The sequence below is a fragment of the Streptomyces sp. NPDC047315 genome, assembly GCF_040643215.1.
Lineage (GTDB): Bacteria > Actinomycetota > Actinomycetes > Streptomycetales > Streptomycetaceae > Streptomyces.
Window position 1 is genome coordinate 114,679 of record NZ_JBEYTZ010000023.1, and the last position, 18,936, is coordinate 133,614.

Sequence of the window (18,936 nt, forward strand, 5' to 3'; positions counted from 1 at the left end):
GGGAGTCGACGCAAGAACAGAGGGGGTCGGGCGTCAGCCCGGCCCCCTTCCGCGTGCCGTTCGATCGTGGGGCCGCCGTGACCGGCCGGCCCTGCGCGCCGTCAGGCCGCGCGGTGACGCATCGGCGGGAACTGCCGCGGGCGCGAGCCGGGGCCGCCGACGTGCGAGAACGGCTGCATGCGCCAGTCCAGCCCCTGAGGCAGCGTCAACAGCAGCCCCATGCCCTGCTCCTGGGGCTCCATCGTCTCGTCAGCGGGACGCGCCTGTGCCGCCGGGCGACCGGTGCCCGAGCAGACCGTCAGTCCGAAGGGGTTCCAGGGGGTGGGGCACAGGGCGTGCTCCGGGAGTACGTCCTCCTCCGCGAGGAGAGCGATGGGCTGTGCGCAGTCCGGGCAGATGACCCGGTACATGTCGAAGGTGTCGTAGGCGCTCGGCTCGTCCAATTCGGCAGACCTCGCAGACTCCGCCGGATCAACAGGCTCCGGTTCGGTGCGGACGCTCTTCCTGACGCTCTGCATGGAGTACTCCCCCTCAGGTGGGCCAACCCGGCTCATGTGGCCTCGACCACAGCAAGCACTTCCCCATGGGCCCCCCGGATAACCGTCCGGTCACGACGGACACCCCTCAGGGTCTGTGGCGTTGGTCACACGAACGCCCCGGGGGCGCTCGACGCGGCGTACGGGTGTGCCGGAAGCCGCCGCGGCAATTAAGTTGATCCGCATGGAGGAGCTGGATCGTCAGATCGTTGAGTTGCTGGTCAAGGACGGGCGGATGAGCTACACCGACCTGGGCAAGGCCACCGGGCTGTCCACCTCGGCGGTGCACCAGCGCGTCCGCCGGCTGGAACAGCGCGGCGTCATCCGCGGCTACGCGGCCGTCGTCGACCCGGAGGCGGTGGGGCTGCCGTTGACCGCGTTCATCTCGGTCAAGCCCTTCGACCCCAGCGCCCCGGACGACATCGCCGAACGCCTCGCGGGCGTCCCGGAGATCGAGGCGTGCCACAGCGTCGCCGGCGACGAGAACTACATCCTGAAGGTGCGCGTCGCCGCACCGGTGGAGCTGGAGAACCTGCTCACGCGCATCCGCTCCCTCTCCGGCGTCTCCACTCGCACCACCGTCGTCCTCTCCACCCCCTACGAGGCCCGCCCGCCCAAGATCAAGGGCGCCCCTTAGAGCGCGCCCGGAGAGCCCCCAACGCCACCGCCCTGGCGGGGCGGTAGCGGCGTGGCGAATGCGCAGCGCGGCGTCTGCGGCCCGTCTGTGGTTTGTCGCCCCGCGCCCCTGAATGCCCTGCCCTCAGCCCGCAGACGAGTGACGGGGGCAGCGGATCAGGGGCGCGGGGAACTGCGCGAACAGCCACCCACCGGGCGGCGGAGACCAATCCTCCCGCAGGGTCGCGGCGGCTACGTCCTGAGGCACAAGGAAGCGCGCGGGACCATCAGGATCCGACCCGGGCGTTCTGTCCCGGGAGGTCGTACCCACCAAAGGGCCCGGCCCGTCCGCAGGGCGGGCAGAGGGGCCAGGAACGGGCGACCTAGGCTGGTGCCATGACCGAGCGCACCACCCCCGCCCGCGGCGATCACCGCACCGTCCTGCTGCGCGGGGGAGAAGTCCACAGCCCCGCCGACCCCTTCGCCACCGCGATGGTGGTCGAACGGGGACACGTCGCCTGGGTGGGGTCCGAGGGGGCCGCGGACGCCTTCGCCGCGGCGGCCGACGACGTCGTCGACCTCGACGGTGCCCTCGTCACCCCCGCGTTCACCGATGCACATGTGCACACCACCTCCACCGGGCTCGCACTCACCGGCCTCGACCTCGCCGCGGCGGACACGGTGGCGGACGCGCTCGCGCTCGTACGGCGGCACGCCGACGCGCGCCCGGACGACGCGGTGCTGCTCGGCGGCGGCTGGGACGCGGCCCGCTGGCCGGAGCGCCGGCCGCCCTCCCGCGCGGAGCTGGACGAGGCGACCGGGGGCCGTCCGCTCTATCTGCCCCGGGTCGACGTCCACTCGGCCGTCGTCAGCACCGCCCTGCTCGACCTGGTGCCGGGCGTCACCGAGCTGTCGGGGTACCACCCCGACGCACCGCTCACCGGCGCCGCGCACCACGCGGTCCGGGCCGCGGCGCACGCCGCCGTCACCCCCGCGCAGCGCACCGCGGCCCAGCGCGCCGCGCTCGACCGCGCGGCCTCCCTCGGCATCGGCACCCTGCACGAGTGCGGCGGGCCTGAGATCTCCGACGAGGCCGACTTCACCGGGTTGCTGGCCCTCGCCGAGTCCCACCCCGGCCCCCGGGTCGTCGGCTACTGGGCCGAGCGCATCGCGGATGCAAAGGACGCCCGGCGCATCCGGGACCTCGGCGCCGTCGGGGCTGCGGGCGACCTGTTCGTCGACGGTTCACTCGGCTCCCACACCGCCTGTCTGCACGACCCGTACGCCGACGCGGACCACACGGGCGTCCGTCACCTGGACGTCCCCGAGATCGCCGCCCACGTCACCGCCTGCACCGAAGCCGGGCTCCAGGCCGGCTTCCACGCCATCGGTGACGCCGCCCTGAGCGCGGTGGTGGCCGGTGTGCGGACGGCTGCCGACGCGCTCGGCACGGCCCGGGTGCGCGCCGCCCGGCACCGGGTCGAGCACGCCGAGATGCTCACCCCCGAGCACGTCGCCGCCTTCGCCGACCTCGGGCTCACCGCCTCCGTCCAGCCGGCCTTCGACGCCGCCTGGGGCGGGGAAACGGGCATGTACGCCGAGCGTCTGGGCGTCGAGCGGGCCCGCACCCTCAACCCGTACGCGGCGCTGCTGCGCGCGGGCGTGCCGCTCGCCTTCGGCTCCGACAGCCCGGTCACCCCGCTCGACCCCTGGGGCGCGGTCCGCGCGGCGGCCTTCCACCGCACCCCCGAGCACCGGGTGTCCGTGCGGGCGGCCTTCACCGCCCACACCCGCGGCGGCTGGCGGGCGATCGGCCGGGACGACGCGGGCGTCCTGGTGCCCGGCGCACCCGCCGACTACGCCGTGTGGCACGCCGGTGACCTGGTGGTCCAGGCCCCGGACGACCGGGTCGCCCGCTGGTCCACCGACCCGCGCTCGGGCACCCCGGGGCTGCCCGACCTCACGCCCGGTGGCGAACTCCCGCGCTGCCTGCGCACGGTGGTCTCCGGTCGCACCGTCTTTGATCGCCTGAACGGGTGACGTACGGACATTTCGCTCCGTCAACCGGCGCTCGGAACGGTCCGCCACGACCTGCGGATCTTCGGTACTGGTCGGGCGAATTGGGCAAACCGCGCAGATCGCACGACTGTTGACATGGAGCGCCCACGGGCGGGTAGGTTCGGCCGAGTCCACCACAGGACGTCCGACCGGCAGGACCTCCACGCAAGTCGTCGACGCCGCTGGGTCATGGGGCAGTGCACCGCACCGGAGCACTGCCACTGGGAGCCAGGTCCAGCGTCCGCGCCTCGGGGGCGAGGGAAGGTTTCAGCCGATCGGCAGGTGTGACCCGGGTGGGGCCCGGCGTTCAGTAGACAACGGCTCTCGGTCGATCCGCAGCCAGCGGATCCCAGGTCGGCCCGAAGGACGCCGGTCCCCGATCCGTACGCGCACCGCCCCCGCCCCTCGCCTCTCGGTCCCGCTGGCCCGGGCCCCACGACACCCCCTGTCCGTGCCGTCGCTGCCGGGTGCCCTGCGAACGCTCCGACGATCGCTAAGGTGGGGCCCTGTGCACGACACGAAGGGGCAGCAGTGAACGACGGCGCTAAGGACCGCGAGGCCCAGAGGCGGTACGGTCCGCTCGGCCGAGCCTTGGTGATCATCCCGACCTACAACGAGGCCGAGAACATCAGGAAGATCGTCTCCCGGGTCCGCGCCGCGGTCCCCGACGCGGACGTGCTCGTCGCCGACGACAACAGCCCCGACGGCACCGGGAAGCTCGCCGACGAAATCGCGACGGAGGACGAGCAGGTCCACGTCCTGCACCGCAAGGGCAAGGAAGGGCTGGGCGCCGCCTATCTCGCGGGCTTCGCCTGGGGGCTGGAGCGCGACTACGGCGTCCTGATCGAGATGGACGCCGACGGCTCCCACCAGCCCGAGGAACTGCCCCGGCTGCTCACCGCCCTCAAGGGCGCCGACCTGGTGCTCGGCTCGCGCTGGGTCCCCGGCGGCCGGGTCGTGAACTGGCCCAAGTACCGCGAGTTCATCTCCCGCGGCGGCAGCACGTACTCCCGCCTCTTCCTCGGCCTCTCCATCCGGGACGTCACCGGCGGCTACCGCGCCTTCCGCGCCGAGACGCTGCGCGGCCTCGGGCTCTCGCAGGTCGCCTCCCAGGGCTACTGCTTCCAGGTCGACCTCGCGCGCCGGGCCGTGGCCCTGGGGTTCCACGTGGTGGAGGTGCCGATCACCTTCGTCGAGCGGGAGCTGGGCGACTCCAAGATGAACCGTGACATCGCCGTGGAGGCCCTGTGGCGGGTCGCCGGCTGGGGTCTCTCGGACCGGGCGAACCGTTTCCGGGGCCGTCCGCCGGTCTGACGGACCCGACGCCCGTCGTCCCAGCCCAGCTCCGTTCCGTCCGATGATCACCCGCCCGTGCCGCTTCGACGGGCACCCAGGCACACTGGGAGCATGACGACCGGCTCCCTGCCCCCCAAGCGCTCGCGCGTCCGCAGCATCCTCCCGATCGGCCTCGCCCTCTGGTTGGCCCTGGAGATCTGGGTGCTGATCCTCGTCGGCTCCAAGGTCGGCGCGCTGACCGTCCTCGCCCTGCTGATCGCGGGGGCGGTCCTCGGCGGCACGATCATCAAGCGCGCCGGCCGCAACGCCTACCGCAACCTCGCGGAGACGCTCCAGCGGCAGCAGCGCGGCGAGACGCCGGAGAGCGGGGCGAACGGCAACGGCTTCCTGATGCTCGCGGGGGGCCTGATCATGCTGCCCGGGTTCATCTCGGACGCGGTGGGCCTGGTGCTGCTCGTACCGCCCGTCCGCACCTTCCTGAGCAGGGCTGTCGAGCGCTCCATCGAGCGGCGCATCCAGGCCGCCGCGCCGGGCAGCCTCGGCGACGCGTTCAACCAGGCGCGGATGCGCCGTCCCGACGGCAAGGTCGTCCCGGGCGAGGTCATCCACCCGGAGCCGTCGGCCGGGGGAGCCGGGTCCGGCCAGGGGGCGGGGTCCGGGGCCGAGCAGGAGCCGAGGATCATCGAGGGCAAGGTCATCCGCCCGGACGGCGACCCCAGGCCGTAACGGGCAGCAGGCATTCGAAAGCGCCCGGCATGTGAAGGCGGACGCGCGAAGGCGGACATACGAAGACGCGCGAAGGCGGACATACGAAGACGTGTGAAAGCGAACATACGAAAGGGGCCAGGACACACGGTGTGTGTCCCGGCCCCTTTCGATGGTGCCGTCCTTCTTGGCGCCGTCCGTGCGGTCCGTGTAGGGACCGCCGGCTGACCGGGTCGCGGGCGACCCGGTGCCCATGCCCAGGCGAACCTAGGCGGACTTGCGGCTGTCCCTCGGATGCACCGCGATGTTCATCGCGCCGGAGCGCAGGACCGCCAGCCGCTCGGCCAGCACCTCCTCCAACTCCTCGCGGGTGCGCCGCTCCATGAGCATGTCCCAGTGCGTCCTCGCGGGCTTGGCCTTCTTCTCCTCGGGGCCCTCGCCGTCCACCAGGAGTGCCTGGGCGCCGCACGCCTTGCACTCCCACTCCGGCGGAATTTCCGCCTCCACCGAGAACGGCATCTCAAACCGATGTCCGTTCTGGCATGCGTACTCCACCGCCTGGCGCGGGGCCAGATCGATGCCGCGGTCCGTCTCGTAGCTGGTAACCACGAGTCGCGTGCCGCGGAGAGCTCGCTCACTCATGAATCGTGCCTCCCGGGCTTGTCGCCCACAGGACAGGTGTCGCTGTCGTCGTCATCCGGTCAACGTCCGGTCGGCCGTAAAGATTCCCGTTCCGGGTCATGCGTCGCCCGTCGTGCCGCTGCTTTCCCCTGGACGCGTCGAACGGATCGGGCGGGATCCACACGACAAGCCCTAGGTTGAAGTACCCACCAGTGCCCGGTTTGTCACATCTGACAGAAAGTGTCACCCAGTGATGCCGCTTCCTCAGTGCGCAGTAACGGTCCGCCTGGCAGGCCAAACGCGTACACTACCGGCCTTTCACTTCAACGTCTAAATCCGCTCCGGCACGGGATTGCCCGCGGCGGCCACCGCCCGCCGTACCGGCACCCGCGCCAGCAGGACGAATCCGAGGGCGAAGAAGGCCACCAGTGAGAGGATCGCGTCGCGATAGCTCCCGGTGAGCTGGTACGCGAGCCCGAACACCAGCGGCCCCAGCCAGCTCAGGCCCCGGTCGCTCATCTCGTACGCCGCGAAGTACTCCGCCTCCTTGCCGCGCGGCACCAGGTGGGAGAAGAGGGAGCGGGACAGCGCCTGGCTGCCGCCCAGCACCAGCCCGATCGCAGCCGCGAGCGCGAAGAACCACGCCGGCTCGCCGGCCGGGAGGAAGTAGCCCGCGGCCAGGATCGCGGTCCACGCGGACAGCGAGCCGAGGACGACGCGCTTCGCTCCGTGCGTGCGGGCCAGCCGACCCAGCCACAGCGCCCCCGCCACCGCCAGCACCTGCACCAGCAGCACCGCCACGATCAGCGTCGTCTGTCCCAGCCCCAGCTCCTCGGAGCCGTACACCGACGCCTGGGAGATCACGGTCTGGACGCCGTCGTTGTAGACGAGGTACGCCAGCAGGAACGACAGCGTCAACGGATGCCGCCGCATGTCCTTCAAGGTCGCCACCAGCTGCCGCCAACCGCCCGACGGTGCCCCGCGGCCCGCCCGCGGCGCCGCCCGGTCCCGCAGCCGCCGCAGCGGGACGAGCGTGAAGGCGCCCCACCACAGGCCGGCCGAGGCCAGACAGATCCGCACCGCCTCCGACTCGGAGAGCCCAAAGGAGCCGTGGCCCGCGTACAGCACCAGGTTCAGCACCAGCATCAGCGCGCCGGAGGCGTAGCCGAAGGCCCAGCCGCGAGAGGAGACCGCGTCGCGCTCCTCGGGGGTCGCGATCTGGGGCAGATACGCGTTGTAGAGCACCATCGACACCGCGAGTGACGCATTGGCGACGATCAGCAGGCCGGCGCCGAGCAGATAGCGCTCCCCGTCCAGCAGGAACATGGCGCAGGTCGCGGCGGCGCCGGTGTACGCGGCGACGGCCAGCAGCGGCTTCTTGCGCCCCGTGCGGTCCGCCCACGCGCCCGCCAGCGGCATCAGCACCACTGCCAGCACGATCGACGCGGAGATCGCGTACGGGAAGACGGAACCTGCCCGGATCGGGACGCCCAGCGGGTGCACGTACCCCTCGCCGTCCGCCGCGGCCTTCGCCACCGAGGTCAGGTACGGCCCCAGGAACACCGTGACCACGCTGGTCGAGTACACCGAGCAGGCGAAGTCGTACGCGTACCAGCCGTGCTGCTCGCGCCGGCGTTCCCGCGGCGCGGCGCCCTCCGGCCCGTCCGGCCCGCGGCCGTCGCCCGCAGCCCCCTCGTGCTCCGCGGTCCCGGCGGTCATGCCGCGCCCCCCTCGTTCGTGCGCGGTGCGGACGCGCGGGTCAGGCCCAGGCACCCCGATCGGTCAGCACCGCGCGCAGCGTCTCCAAACGATCGGTCATGATGCCATCCACCCCCAGGTCGAGCAGGGCGCACATCCGGTCCGGGTCGTTCACCGTCCACACGTGGACCTGGAGCCCGCGCGCGTGCGCGGTCCGCACGAAGCGGCGGTCCACCACCCGTACGCCCCCGCGGGTCTCGGGGACCTGCACGCACACCGCGCCGGCGCGCACCGCCGCGGGCAGCCCGAGGGAGCGCAGCCGCAGCCCGACGACGCCGCGCACCCCGTACGACGTGGCGAGCCGGGGGCCGGCGAGCTTGGCGGCGCGGGCGATCCGGCCCTCCGAGAAGGACCCCACGCACACCCGGTCCCACAGCCGGGCCCGGTGCACCAGGTCCACCAGCGGCTCCAAGGCGGACTCCGCCTTGATGTCCACGTTCCACCGGGCGGCGGGGAACTCCTCCACCAGCTCCTCGAAGAGCGGCACCGGCTCCCGGCCGGCGACCCTGGCCCGCTGCACCTCGCGCCACGGCAGCTGCGCGATCCGGCCGCCGACGTCCGTCAACCGGTCCAAGGTCGCGTCGTGGAAGGCGACGAGCCGTCCGTCCGCGGTGGTGTGGACGTCGGTCTCGAAGTGGCGGTAGCCGAGGGCGGCGGCGCGCCGGAAGGCCGCGACCGTGTTCTCCAGGCCGTCCGCCGCCCCGCCGCGGTGGGCGAACGGCAGCACGGACGGATGCTCCAGCGCGGGGTGGCACGGTCGGGGTCTCGGTACGCGGGTCACTGCCGCAGTATCGCTCCTTCAGCCGGAGCGCCGGCGTCCGGTCCGCCCTCGGCGACCTGCCCGCGGGCCACCACGCGGCCCCCGGGTGCCTCGGCGGCCGGACCGTCCTCGGGCACGGCGAAGATCCGCAGGAACACCTGGACCAGCGGACCGATGCCCAGGGCGTACGCGACCGTCCCGACGCCCACCGTGCCGCCGAGCAGGAAGCCGCTGGCGACCACCGCCACCTCGATGCCGGTGCGGACCAGTCGGATGGAGCGGCCGGTGACCCGGTGCAGCCCGGTCATCAGACCGTCCCGGGGGCCGGGCCCGAAGCGCGCCGCGATGTAGAGCCCGGTGGCCGCGCCGTTCGCCACCACGCCCGCGACCAGCACCGGGATCTGCACCGCGAGCCCCTTCGCGTCGGGGAGGACGAACAGGGCGGCGTCCATCGCGACGCCGATGACCAGGACGTTGGAGATCGTGCCGAGCCCCGGCCGCTGGCGCAGCGGGATCCAGGCGAGGAGCACCAGCACGCCGACGAGGGTGGTCACCACGCCGATGGTCAGCCCGGTCCGCTCGGCCAGCCCCTGGTGGAAGACGCCCCACGGGTCGAGCCCGAGGCCGGCGCGGACCATCACGGCGGCGCTGACCCCGTACAGCACCAGCCCTCCGTAGAGCTGGGCGAGCCGACGCGGCAGTCGGCGGGAGCGCACGGCGCCGGCGGCCCGGGCCGAGTCCGAAGGTGCGTCCGTCGGTGCGATCGATTCCTCAGACATATGAGGCCCCCTCCTGGCGATGGTGGACTGACTCATGACACCCTGTGGCCATTGAGTAGATGCCAACCATGGCCAATTCAAGGAAGGTGGACTGACTTCCATGGCTCAGTGGACTTCTGCCGTGGGTGCTGCTCAGCTCGCCCGGCAGCTCGCCGCCCAACAGCACCGCCCGGCCGGTCCCGGCACGCGCAAGCCGCCCGCCTACCGGGCGCTCGCCGACGGCATCCGCCTGCTGGTCCTGGAGGGGCGCGTTCCGGTCGCCGCCCGACTGCCGGCCGAGCGCGAGCTCGCGCTGGCCCTCACCGTCTCCCGCACCACGGTCGCCGCGGCGTACGAGGCGCTGCGCGCGGAGGGCTTCCTCGAATCCCGCCGGGGGGCGGGCAGCTGGACCGCCGTCCCGGCCGGCAACCCGCTGCCGGCGCGCGGTCTGGAGCCGCTGCCGCCCGAGGCGCTCGGCTCCGTGATCGACCTCGGCTGCGCGGCGCTGCCGGCCCCGGAGCCGTGGCTCACCCGCAGCTTCCAAGGGGCGCTCGACGAGCTGCCGCCGTACGCGCACACCCACGGCGACTACCCCGCGGGCATCCCCGTGCTGCGCCAGATGCTGGCCGACCGCTACACGGCGCAGGGCATCCCCACCATGCCCGAACAGATCATGGTCACCACCGGGGCGATGGGCGCCATGGACGCGCTGTGCCACCTCTTCGCCGGCCGCGGCGAGCGCATCGCCGTCGAGTCGCCGTCGTACGCCAACATCCTCCAGCTGATGCGGGAGGCCGGGGCCAGGCTGGTGCCGGTCGCGATGGAGGAGGAACTCGGCGGCTGGGACCTGTCGCGCTGGCGGCAGGTGCTGCGCCAGGCGGCGCCCCGGCTGGCGTACGTCGTCGCCGACTTCCACAACCCCACGGGCGCACTCGCCGACGAGGACCAGCGCCGCGGCCTGGTGGAGGCGGCCCGCTCCGCGGGCACCGTGCTGGTGGTCGACGAGACCATGGCCGAGCTGGACCTGGACGACGACGGGCGGGCTATGCCCCGACCCGTGTGCGCCTTCGACCCGGCGGGCGGCACGGTGGTCACGGTGGGCTCCGCCAGCAAGGCGTTCTGGGCCGGGATGCGCATCGGCTGGGTGCGCGCCGCGCCCGACGTGATCCGCTCGCTGGTCGCCGCCCGCGCCTACGCGGACCTCGGCACCCCGGTCCTGGAGCAGTTGGGCGTCCACTGGCTGATGCGCACCGGCGGGTGGCACGAGGCGGTCGCGGTGCGCCGCGCCCAGGCGCGGGAGAACCGGGACGCGCTGGTGAGCGCGGTGCGCAGGGAGCTGCCCGACTGGGAGTTCACCGTCCCCCGCGGCGGCCTCACCCTCTGGGTGCGCACCGGCGGACTCTCCGGCTCCCGGCTCGCGGAGGCGGGCGAACGCGTGGGGGTGCGGGTGCCGTCCGGCCCGCGCTTCGGGGTCGACGGGGCCTTCGAGGGCTTCGTCCGGCTGCCGTTCACGGTGGGCGGACCGGTCGCGGACGAGGCGGCGGTGCGGCTGGCCGCCGCGGCGCGGGTGGTGCGCACCGGCGGGACGACGGGCGCGGAGGCGCCGCGCACCTTCGTGGCGTGAGGCGCGGACGCCGCGGGTCAGCCTTCTGCGGGCACCGGTCGCGCGGTGTCCGCTGGCGGGGCCGGCCCGTCGATCTTCGCGGCGGGGATCGACACCGGCTCGACGGGGCGCACGTCGTGCTGCCGGTGCGGGTCCCGCTGCCCGTACGCCTCGCCCTGCTCGGCCCCGTCGGGCCGTTCGGGCAGCAGTTCCAGGACGGCCAGCCGCTGGTCGTGGCCGGTCGCTTCGTCGTACGGATCGGGCGTCGCCGGCACCTGGAGCCGTAGCACGGGACCGGTGCCGAGCCGCGCGTAGCCGCGGCCCGGCGGCACCTGCGGCGCGGGGGTGGTCTGCGGCACCGCCCCGAGCACGGCCTCGACCCGGTCGAAGTCGGCCGGCCCGAGCACGACCCGGGCGCGGGTGTGCGCGAGCACCGCCTCGCACAGTTCGTCCAGGCAGTCGGACTGCTCGGCCACCACGACGGTGACGTGGGCCGCCCGCCCGTGCCGCAGGGGCACCGACAGCAGCTCCTGCGGGTCGGGATGGCCGTCGGCCGCGGCCAGGTGCCCGAAGACGGACGGTCGGTCCACCAGGATCCACAGCGGACGCTTGGTGTCGTCGGGCGCGGGCAGCCCCGCCTGGCGTGCGCGGTTCGCGGCGATCAGCCGCCGCTCGGTCTCCCGGGCCGCCCATTCGAGGCTCGCCAGGGCGCCGGAGAGTGCGCACTCCACGGCGAGTACCCCGCCGCGCCCGGTGAGGCAGGCGTACTCCCCGGTGCCGCTGCCCTCCACGATCAGCACGTCGCCGTGGGCCAGTGCCTGGAGGGCGATCGAGCGCAGCAGGGTGGTGGTCCCGCTGCCGGGCTCGCCCACGGCCAGCAGATGGGGCTCGGTGGAGCGGGGGCCGGTGCGCCAGATGACCGGGGGCGCGTCCCGGGTGCCGTCGCCGTCCGCGACGGGCACCGTGCGCTGCACCGCGTCGGCGTCGGTGAAGCCGAGCACGGTCTCGCCGGGGGCGGTCACGAAGCGCTGGGCGGTGATGGTGGTCGCCAGCGCCGGCAGCACCGTCATCAGCAGGCGGTTGCCCTCCTCGTCCCAGCAGAAGCGGTATTCGCGCCCCCGCCCCGACTTGGCGTGCAGCACCTGCTCGATCCGCGCCCGGGACTCCTCCTCGCCGTCGGTGAAGTAGGCGGGGTAGGAGATGCGCAGCGCGGTGAGCCGGCCGGCGCCGTCGAAGGCGTGGTCGCTGAAGGCGCTGCTCCACTGGCCGCCGTGGGCGAACAGCGGAGCGGGGTCGTCGGGGTTGGTGAAGTACGGCACGAGCGCGTCGTAGAGGGCCTGGAGCCGACCGGCCTCGGCCTCGTCGGGGCCGGTCCGCACGGGTGTGCGCACCCGCCCCTTCCAGGCGGCTGCGGCCATCAGCGCGATCAGGGCCGTGAGCGGCCCGTACGGGACGAACGCCACCACCAGCACGCCGACCGCGACGAAGAAGAGCAGGGGACCGCGCTTCTCCCTGGGGGTGGCGAGCCACCTCTGCCGGGCGAGGCCCGTCAGCTGCCGCAGCCCGCGGGAGACCGTGATCAGCGGATGGAGCACGTCGGTGGCGCCGTCCGCGGCCGTGCGTGCGAACTCCCGACTCCGGGCGAGCTGCGCGGATCCGGTGCTCAGGATGCGGGGGAGCGGTAGCCGGGCCACGTCGTTCTCCTGGGATGCGTGCGGTAAGGGGGGCGGTTCGCGGGTCGCAACGGCGGCTCGCGGGTCAGAACTTGATGCCGCCAAGCAGGCTGGCGAGGCTCTGGCTGCCGGCCGTGATGCTGGGGGCGATGGCGGTGCCCGCCAGGAAGAATCCGAAGAGCGCGCACACGAGTGCGTGGGACGCCTTCAGCCCGTCCTTCTTGAAGAAGAGGAAGACGATGATCGCGAGCAGGACCACGCCTGAGATGGAGAGGATCATGTGAGGTTCTCCTGGGTGAGGGGACAGTCACCATGAGTACTTCCAACCTCACAGGAATCACATATGCGATTAAAGGTGCAAACGGGTGAAAAGTAATGAACTTCACTGAAATGGTGCACATCGGTCCGCGCGTCGACATGCGCCCGCCGCGGTCGCGGCCCGCGGCCGGCGCCGCGGGCAGTAACCTGTCGCCCAATCGATGCGCTCGTACGGCTGTTCCCGCCGTACGCCCAGGTCAACGGAGTGAAAGGAGGTCCTTCCGATGAGCGAGTCCCCCGATCCGGAAGTGATCGAACTCGCGACCAAGGTCTTCGACCTGGCTCGCCGCGGCGAGACCGAGGCGCTCGCCGCGTACGTCGACGCCGGAGTGCCCGCGAACCTCACCAACGACCGCGGCGACACCCTCGTGATGCTCGCCGCCTACCACGGCCACACGGCAGCGGTCGAGGCCCTCCTCGCCCGCGGCGCCGAGCCGGACCGCCCCAACGACCGCGGCCAGACCCCGCTCGCCGGCGCGGTCTTCAAGGGGGAGGACGAGGTCGTCCGCGTCCTGCTGGCGCACGGCGCCGATCCGCGCGCGGGAACTCCCTCCGCCGTGGATACCGCGCGGATGTTTGGGAAGACAGAGCTTCTGAGGCTGTTCGGCGACGAGTGAGCTGCCGGGCGCCCACCGTTTCGTCACGGAGAGTTTCCGCCGTCGTCGCCCGGAGGCCGTCTCGGCCGCCCCGGGAGGGACGTCGTAAATGTGGTCGCGGTGGCGATATGGGTGGGTCATCATGACGACGGGTCCTGTCCTGGACATCACCGGGAATTCCCCTGGGACCCACCGACGAGAGGCGATGAAGATGGTCTACACCGAGCAGAAGACGCGTCGAGCGCGCGTGGCGACGGACGGGTCCGCATGCTGCTGCGCGGCCTAGGCATTCACGTTCACCGGTCGCGTCGAGAGCTTGATGTGAGGCTTTCCCCATGTTCGATCCAGTCATAGCGCCGAGCGGCACGCTGCTCGGCCTGCTGCAGAGGGGCCGCGGCGACGGCACGCTGCACGCGCTTGCCGCACCGCGCGCCGAAGCGCTCGCTGCCCTCAACCACTGCGTACTGAACGACCCCCGCAAGGACTGGCAGGTCGAGAACCGCTCCCTCTACTACGCACGCCTCTACCTGGACCTCCACGGAGGTCTTGAGGCGATCCAGCGCCACCTGTGCGATACGGACGACCTCGTCGACACCGACGAGGCGCGCACCGGGCTCGCACTCGCCGTCCTCGGCCACCTCGCCTCGTACGGCAGGCGGGACGCCCTGGAGGTGCTGCGCGACTACGCTACCCGCGGCTCGAACTGGGCCTGGGCCCTCGACGAGCTCGCGCTGCGTGACGACGACGCCGGGCTGCGCTCCCTCGCCACTCCGATCCTGGCCAGATTTCCCGCCACCCCGGAGGGCGACGCCGACCTGGCCGTCACCGTGCGCGACGCCTTCGAGCCACGGCCGTGGCGGCTGTGGGCCGACGACCCGCGCGAGGGCGTGGGCGCCCGGGTGCGCGCCGCCCAGGAAGCCGGCTCCTTCGACCGCTGGCAGCGCCAACTGCGGCCCAGCGGCCCCCGCCCGGGCTGGAGCGTCCAGGCCGTCTTCGACTGGGCCGACGAGGGCGCGGCGCGCGGTGTCGCACTGCACGTCCCCGCCGCCCGGTGCCTCGTCGCGGTCGCCGGCACGGACGACCGCGCCCTGATCGTCACCGCCGCGCGCGAGGGCGGCGACGGCGCCCGCAGCGCCGCCCTGCACTACCTCGCCGAATCCCGGGACCCCGCCGTCCTCGACCTCGTCGAGTTCGCCGCGTCCACCGGCTCCCGCACCGTCGCCGACGCCGCGATCGCCGCGTTCGAGCGCATGTGCGGCGAGGAGGCCGTGGACCGCGCCCGCGGCTGGGTCCACCGCCCCGACGCGCTCGGCGCGTCGGCCGCCTGCGTGCTCGCCTGCCGGGGCACCGCCAGCGACGCCCAGTTGGTCCTGGGCGCCCTGCGCGAAACCGTCCGGGCCGACGGGCCGGACGCCCCCCTCCTTTGGACGCTCGTCGACGGGACCGGCCGCCTGGGCATCGCCTGCGCCGCCCCCGTCCTGCGCCACATCTATCGAGAGACCGCCTCCTCCCAGCTCAGGGGACGCGCCGCGCGCGCCCTGGCCGCCACCGACCCCTCCTTCGCGGCCGGCTTCGCCGTCGAATGCCTCTGGGACTGCGAGGAGACGACCCGCGAGGTGGCCGCCCGCCACGCCGAGACCGGTGACATCCGCGTCGCCGAACGCCTGCGCCGCCTCGCCGCCGACCCGGCCGAGGAGGACGAGGTCCAGACGGCCGTGCGCAGCAGGATCAGTCCGGACACCCCGGCGATCTGACGCGCTGCGCGCCCCGCACGAGGGCGGGCGGGTCCGAACCCGGGCCGTGCCCCCGGACCCGCCCGCCGGCCCTGCCGCCCGCCGTGCGCCCGGACCCGCCCGCCGCGCCGCACCTCGTATACACCGCCCAGCGCCGGTCGGTTCCGTCGCCGTGTCCGCCGGCCTCCCGCCCGCCACAATGGAGGGATGACCGGGCCCTGGGAGTTCTGGATCGACCGCGGCGGCACCTTCACCGACATCGTGGGCAGACGCCCCGACGGACGCCTCGTCACCCGCAAGCTCCTCTCCCACGACCCCGAGCGCTACCGGGACGCGGCCGTCGCCGGCATCCGACTGCTGCTGGGCCTGGGTCCGGACGAGCCCGTCCCGGCCGAGCGGGTCTCCTGCGTCAAGATGGGCACCACGGTCGCCACCAACGCCCTGCTGGAGCGGCGCGGCGAGCCGACGGTCCTGCTGATCACCGAAGGGTTCGGCGACGCCCTGAGGATCGCCTACCAAAACCGCCCCCGCATCTTCGACCGCCGCATCCTGCTGCCGCAGGCCGTGTACGACCGGGTCGTGGAGGTCCCCGAACGCGTCGACGCGCACGGCACCGTCGTACGCCCCCTCGACCTGGCGACCGTCACCGAACGGCTGGCCGCGGCCCGCGCCGACGGCTTCCGCAGCGCGGCCGTCGTCCTGATGCACGGCTACCGCCACCGCGACCACGAGACGCAGGTCGCCGAAGCCGCCCGCGAACTCGGCTTCACCCAGGTCAGCTGCTCCCACGAGGTCAGCCCGCTGATCAAACTCGTACCCCGCGGCGACACCACCGCCGTCGACGCGTACCTCTCGCCGATCCTCGGGCGGTACGTGGACGAGGTGGCGGCCGAACTCCCCGGCATCCGCCTGCAGTTCATGCAGTCCAACGGCGGACTGCGGGAGGCCGCCCACTTCCGCGGCAAGGACGCGGTGCTGTCCGGACCGGCCGGGGGAGTGGTCGGCATGGCCCGCACCGCCGGGCGCGCCGGCCACCGCAGGGTCATCGGCTTCGACATGGGCGGCACCTCCACCGACGTGTCGCACTACGCGGGGGAGTTCGAACGCGAACTGGGCACCCAGGTCGCCGGCGTGCGGATGCGCGCGCCCATGATGAGCATCCACACCGTCGCCGCGGGCGGCGGCTCCGTGCTCCACTTCGACGGCCGCCGCTACCGCGTGGGCCCCGACTCGGCGGGCGCCGTGCCCGGCCCCGTCTGCTACCGCCGCGGCGGACCGCTGACCGTCACCGACGCCAACGTCATGCTCGGCCGCATCCAACCGGCCCACTTCCCCGCCGTCTTCGGCCCGGACGGCGACCGACCGCTGGACGCCGCCGCCGTCCGCGAGCGCTTCGCCGAACTCGCCGAACGGGTGCGGCAGCAGACCGAGACCGCCCCCGCGCCAGAGGACGTGGCCGCCGGCTTCCTGGAGATCGCCGTCCTCAACATGGCGAACGCCGTGAAGAAGATCTCCGTTCAGCGCGGCCACGACGTCACGCGCTACGCCCTGAACTCCTTCGGCGGCGCCGGCGGCCAGCACGCCTGCGCAGTCGCCGACGCCCTCGGCGTCTCCACCGTGATCGTGCCGCCGCTGGCCGGTGTGCTCTCCGCGTACGGCATCGGGCTCGCCGACGCCACCGCCATGCGCGAGCAGTCCGTGGAAGCCGAGTTGAACGCCCGGGCCGTCGCTCGGGTGCGGGAGCTGTGCCGGGAACTCGCCGACCGCACCCGCGCCGAACTGCGGGCCGACGGCATCGCGGACGCGGCGATCACCACCCGCGCGAAGGTGCTGCTGCGGTACGCCGGCACGGACGCGCCCCTGCCCGTACCGCTCGCGGACGAGAACGTGATGCGGGGCGACTTCGAGGCCGCCCACCGCGCGCAGTACGCCTTCACCATGGACAAACCGCTGGTCGTCGAGGCGGTGTCGGTGGAGGCGACCGGGGCGGCGGAGGAGCACCGGGCCGAACACGGCGTTGAGGAAGGGGCTGACGAAGGGGCTGACGAAGGGGCAGAGGAAGGGGGAGAGCCCAACAGGGCCGGGCCGCGGGCCATGGTGCCGATGTACGTCGCCGGCGCCTGGCGGGACGTGCCGCTGCACCGGCGCACGGACCTGCGCGCGGGCGACGCGGTGACCGGGCCGGCGATCGTCGCGGAGGACGATGCGACCACCGTCGTCGACCCCGGATGGCGGGCCGAGGCGGACGACGGCGGGGAACTGCTGCTGACCCGGGTCACGGCCCGGCCCGAGCGCGTCGCCGTGGGCACGGACGTGGACCCGGTGCTGCTGGAGGTCTTCAACAACCTCTTCATGGCCATCGCCGAGCAGATGGGCGTACGGCTGGAGAACACCGCCCACTCCGTCAACATCAAGGAGCGGCTCGACTTCTCCTGCGCCCTGTTCGACCCGGAGGGCAACCTCATCGCCAACGCCCCCCACATCCCGGTGCACCTCGGCTCCATGGGCGAGTCGATCAAGGAGGTGCTGCGCCGCAACCGCGACCGGCTGCGCCCCGGAGACGTGTACGCGATCAACGACCCATACCACGGCGGCACCCATCTGCCCGACGTGACCGTGGTGACACCGGTCTTCGGCGCCGAAGGCGGCGACGGCGGCAACGGTGGGGACGGCGCGGGGGCCGACGGTCCGCGGCTGCGGTTCCTGGTCGCCTCGCGCGGCCACCACGCCGAGATCGGGGGCGTCACCCCGGGGTCGATGCCCGCCTTCAGCACCACCATCGAGGAGGAAGGCGTCCTCTTCGACAACTGGCTGCTGGTGCGGGACGGGCGGCTGCGGGAGGCGGAGACCCGTGAACTGCTGACCGCCGGCCGCTACCCGTCGCGCGCACCGGACGTGAACCTCGCCGACCTCCGCGCCCAGATCGCCGCCAACGAGAAGGGCATCGCGGAACTGGACCACATGGTCGACCAGTTCGGGCTGGATGTCGTGCACGCCTACATGCGGCACGTGCGCGACAACGCGGAGGAGTCGGTGCGTCGCATCGTCGCCGGGCTGACGGACGGGACGTACCGCTACGAGACGGACGGCGGCGCGGTGATCCAGGTCGCGCTGCGGGTGGACCGCGAGGCGCGCAGCGCCGTGCTGGACTTCACCGGCACCTCGCCGCAACTGCCCGGCAACGCCAACGCCCCCACCTCCGTGGTGATGGCCGCCGTGCTCTACGTCTTCCGCACCCTCGTCGGCGCCGACATCCCGCTGAACAGCGGCTGTCTGGAGCCCCTGGAGGTCCGCGTCCCCGCCGGGTCGATGCTCGCGCCCGAACATCCCGCGGCGACCGTCGCCGGCAACGTGGAGACGTCCCAGGCCGTCACGGGAGCGCTGTACGCCGCCCTCGGCGTCCAGGCCGAGGGCGCGGGCACCATGAACAACCTCACCTTCGGCAACGACCGCGTCCAGTACTACGAGACGGTGGCCAGCGGCTCCGGCGCGGGCGACGGCTTCGACGGCGCGGACGCAGTCCAGACCCACATGACCAACTCGCGCCTCACCGACCCGGAGGTCCTGGAGTGGCGCTACCCGGTGCGCGTCGACTCCTTCGCCGTGCGCACCGGCAGCGGCGGCACCGGCCGCTGGCACGGCGGCTGCGGCGTCGTCCGTCGCATCCGCTTCCTGGAGCCGATGACCGTGGCCCTGCTCACCGGTCATCGTCGCATCGCGCCCTACGGCATGGCCGGCGGCGGCCCCGGGGCGCTCGGCGAGAACGCGGTGGAACGCGCCGACGGCACCGTCACCCCGCTCCGCGGCGTCGATGCGGTGGACGTCGCCCCAGGCGACGTCCTGGTGATGAAGACCCCGGGCGGCGGGGGATACGGACCACCCGTGCCCTGAACCGTGCCCCCGGGA

General features: G+C 73.3%; 15 protein-coding genes. 8 read left to right on the plus strand and 7 right to left on the minus strand.

Annotated elements, in window-relative coordinates; translation table 11 throughout:
* Positions 1 to 101: 101 nt before the first annotated feature.
* Complete coding sequence (locus ABZ842_RS25530) at positions 102 to 518, minus strand: hypothetical protein (protein ID WP_361541005.1); 417 nt, start codon at positions 516 to 518, stop codon at positions 102 to 104.
* A gap of 202 nt (positions 519 to 720) precedes the next feature.
* Here ABZ842_RS25530 and ABZ842_RS25535 point away from each other — a divergent pair, with 202 nt between their 5' ends.
* The 4 genes from ABZ842_RS25535 to fxsA all read left to right on the plus strand — a co-directional run bounded on the left by ABZ842_RS25535 (position 721) and on the right by fxsA (position 5,231).
* The gene (locus tag ABZ842_RS25535; RefSeq protein ID WP_361541008.1) at positions 721 to 1,173 is read left to right on the plus strand and encodes an Lrp/AsnC family transcriptional regulator; all 453 of its coding nucleotides are present in this window, start codon (positions 721 to 723) and stop codon (positions 1,171 to 1,173) included.
* A gap of 374 nt (positions 1,174 to 1,547) precedes the next feature.
* Positions 1,548 to 3,191, plus strand: a complete 1,644-nt coding sequence (locus tag ABZ842_RS25540) for an amidohydrolase (RefSeq protein ID WP_361541011.1) — start codon at positions 1,548 to 1,550, stop codon at positions 3,189 to 3,191.
* A gap of 549 nt (positions 3,192 to 3,740) precedes the next feature.
* Positions 3,741 to 4,523 (plus strand): polyprenol monophosphomannose synthase, encoded by a 783-nt coding sequence (locus ABZ842_RS25545; RefSeq protein WP_361541014.1) that lies wholly within the window; start codon positions 3,741 to 3,743, stop codon positions 4,521 to 4,523.
* A 93-nt stretch (positions 4,524 to 4,616) separates the two neighbouring features.
* Entirely contained in the window at positions 4,617 to 5,231 is a 615-nt protein-coding gene (gene fxsA / locus ABZ842_RS25550; RefSeq protein WP_361541017.1) for an FxsA family membrane protein, read from the plus strand.
* A 246-nt stretch (positions 5,232 to 5,477) separates the two neighbouring features.
* Here fxsA and ABZ842_RS25555 read toward each other — a convergent pair whose 3' ends face one another.
* From ABZ842_RS25555 to ABZ842_RS25570, 4 genes are all read right to left on the minus strand, one after another.
* Positions 5,478 to 5,852 carry an RNA polymerase-binding protein RbpA gene (locus ABZ842_RS25555; protein WP_361541020.1) on the minus strand — a complete coding sequence of 125 codons (375 nt, stop codon included), beginning with the start codon at positions 5,850 to 5,852 and terminating at the stop codon, positions 5,478 to 5,480.
* A gap of 309 nt (positions 5,853 to 6,161) precedes the next feature.
* Complete coding sequence (locus ABZ842_RS25560; protein WP_361541023.1) at positions 6,162 to 7,550, minus strand: MFS transporter; 1,389 nt, start codon at positions 7,548 to 7,550, stop codon at positions 6,162 to 6,164.
* 40 nt (positions 7,551 to 7,590) lie between these two features.
* A complete protein-coding gene (locus ABZ842_RS25565; protein WP_361541026.1) occupies positions 7,591 to 8,370 on the minus strand; it encodes a glycerophosphodiester phosphodiesterase in 780 nt (259 codons plus the stop codon).
* Positions 8,367 to 9,128: a hypothetical protein gene (locus tag ABZ842_RS25570; protein WP_361541028.1), complete on the minus strand. Its 762-nt coding sequence runs from the start codon at positions 9,126 to 9,128 to the stop codon at positions 8,367 to 8,369. Before ABZ842_RS25570 ends, ABZ842_RS25565 begins: the two co-directional genes overlap by 4 nt.
* Positions 9,129 to 9,228: 100 nt before the next feature.
* On the opposite strand from ABZ842_RS25570, the gene ABZ842_RS25575 reads away from it, so the two are divergent.
* A complete protein-coding gene (locus tag ABZ842_RS25575; RefSeq protein ID WP_361541030.1) occupies positions 9,229 to 10,731 on the plus strand; it encodes a PLP-dependent aminotransferase family protein in 1,503 nt (500 codons plus the stop codon).
* A 17-nt stretch (positions 10,732 to 10,748) separates the two neighbouring features.
* Here ABZ842_RS25575 and ABZ842_RS25580 read toward each other — a convergent pair whose 3' ends face one another.
* Both ABZ842_RS25580 and ABZ842_RS25585 read right to left on the minus strand, forming a co-directional pair.
* Positions 10,749 to 12,404 carry a hypothetical protein gene (locus ABZ842_RS25580; RefSeq protein WP_361541033.1) on the minus strand — a complete coding sequence of 552 codons (1,656 nt, stop codon included), beginning with the start codon at positions 12,402 to 12,404 and terminating at the stop codon, positions 10,749 to 10,751.
* Positions 12,405 to 12,468: 64 nt separating this feature from the next.
* Positions 12,469 to 12,663, minus strand: a complete 195-nt coding sequence (locus ABZ842_RS25585) for a hypothetical protein (RefSeq protein WP_358824785.1) — start codon at positions 12,661 to 12,663, stop codon at positions 12,469 to 12,471.
* Between the two features lie 262 nt (positions 12,664 to 12,925).
* On the opposite strand from ABZ842_RS25585, the gene ABZ842_RS25590 reads away from it, so the two are divergent.
* The 3 genes from ABZ842_RS25590 to ABZ842_RS25600 all read left to right on the plus strand — a co-directional run bounded on the left by ABZ842_RS25590 (position 12,926) and on the right by ABZ842_RS25600 (position 18,921).
* A complete protein-coding gene (locus tag ABZ842_RS25590; protein ID WP_361541036.1) occupies positions 12,926 to 13,318 on the plus strand; it encodes an ankyrin repeat domain-containing protein in 393 nt (130 codons plus the stop codon).
* Between the two features lie 314 nt (positions 13,319 to 13,632).
* On the plus strand, positions 13,633 to 15,051 hold the full coding sequence (locus tag ABZ842_RS25595) for a HEAT repeat domain-containing protein (protein WP_361541039.1): 1,419 nt from the start codon (positions 13,633 to 13,635) through the stop codon (positions 15,049 to 15,051).
* Positions 15,052 to 15,237: 186 nt separating this feature from the next.
* A complete protein-coding gene (locus tag ABZ842_RS25600; RefSeq protein ID WP_361541042.1) occupies positions 15,238 to 18,921 on the plus strand; it encodes a hydantoinase B/oxoprolinase family protein in 3,684 nt (1,227 codons plus the stop codon).
* Positions 18,922 to 18,936: the final 15 nt, after the last annotated feature.

What these genes read in the sequence shown, in the direction of transcription:
- ABZ842_RS25575 (WP_361541030.1), top strand. Translation starts at nt 9,229, where the DNA reads ATGGCTCAGTGGACTTCTGCCGTGGGTGCTGCTCAGCTCGCCCGGCAG.
- ABZ842_RS25555 (WP_361541020.1), bottom strand. Translation starts at nt 5,852, where the DNA reads ATGAGTGAGCGAGCTCTCCGCGGCACGCGACTCGTGGTTACCAGCTAC.
- ABZ842_RS25570 (WP_361541028.1), bottom strand. Translation starts at nt 9,128, where the DNA reads ATGTCTGAGGAATCGATCGCACCGACGGACGCACCTTCGGACTCGGCC.
- ABZ842_RS25585 (WP_358824785.1), bottom strand. Translation starts at nt 12,663, where the DNA reads ATGATCCTCTCCATCTCAGGCGTGGTCCTGCTCGCGATCATCGTCTTC.
- ABZ842_RS25560 (WP_361541023.1), bottom strand. Translation starts at nt 7,550, where the DNA reads ATGACCGCCGGGACCGCGGAGCACGAGGGGGCTGCGGGCGACGGCCGC.
- ABZ842_RS25540 (WP_361541011.1), top strand. Translation starts at nt 1,548, where the DNA reads ATGACCGAGCGCACCACCCCCGCCCGCGGCGATCACCGCACCGTCCTG.
- fxsA (WP_361541017.1), top strand. Translation starts at nt 4,617, where the DNA reads ATGACGACCGGCTCCCTGCCCCCCAAGCGCTCGCGCGTCCGCAGCATC.
- ABZ842_RS25600 (WP_361541042.1), top strand. Translation starts at nt 15,238, where the DNA reads ATGACCGGGCCCTGGGAGTTCTGGATCGACCGCGGCGGCACCTTCACC.
- ABZ842_RS25590 (WP_361541036.1), top strand. Translation starts at nt 12,926, where the DNA reads ATGAGCGAGTCCCCCGATCCGGAAGTGATCGAACTCGCGACCAAGGTC.
- ABZ842_RS25595 (WP_361541039.1), top strand. Translation starts at nt 13,633, where the DNA reads ATGTTCGATCCAGTCATAGCGCCGAGCGGCACGCTGCTCGGCCTGCTG.
- ABZ842_RS25530 (WP_361541005.1), bottom strand. Translation starts at nt 518, where the DNA reads ATGCAGAGCGTCAGGAAGAGCGTCCGCACCGAACCGGAGCCTGTTGAT.
- ABZ842_RS25535 (WP_361541008.1), top strand. Translation starts at nt 721, where the DNA reads ATGGAGGAGCTGGATCGTCAGATCGTTGAGTTGCTGGTCAAGGACGGG.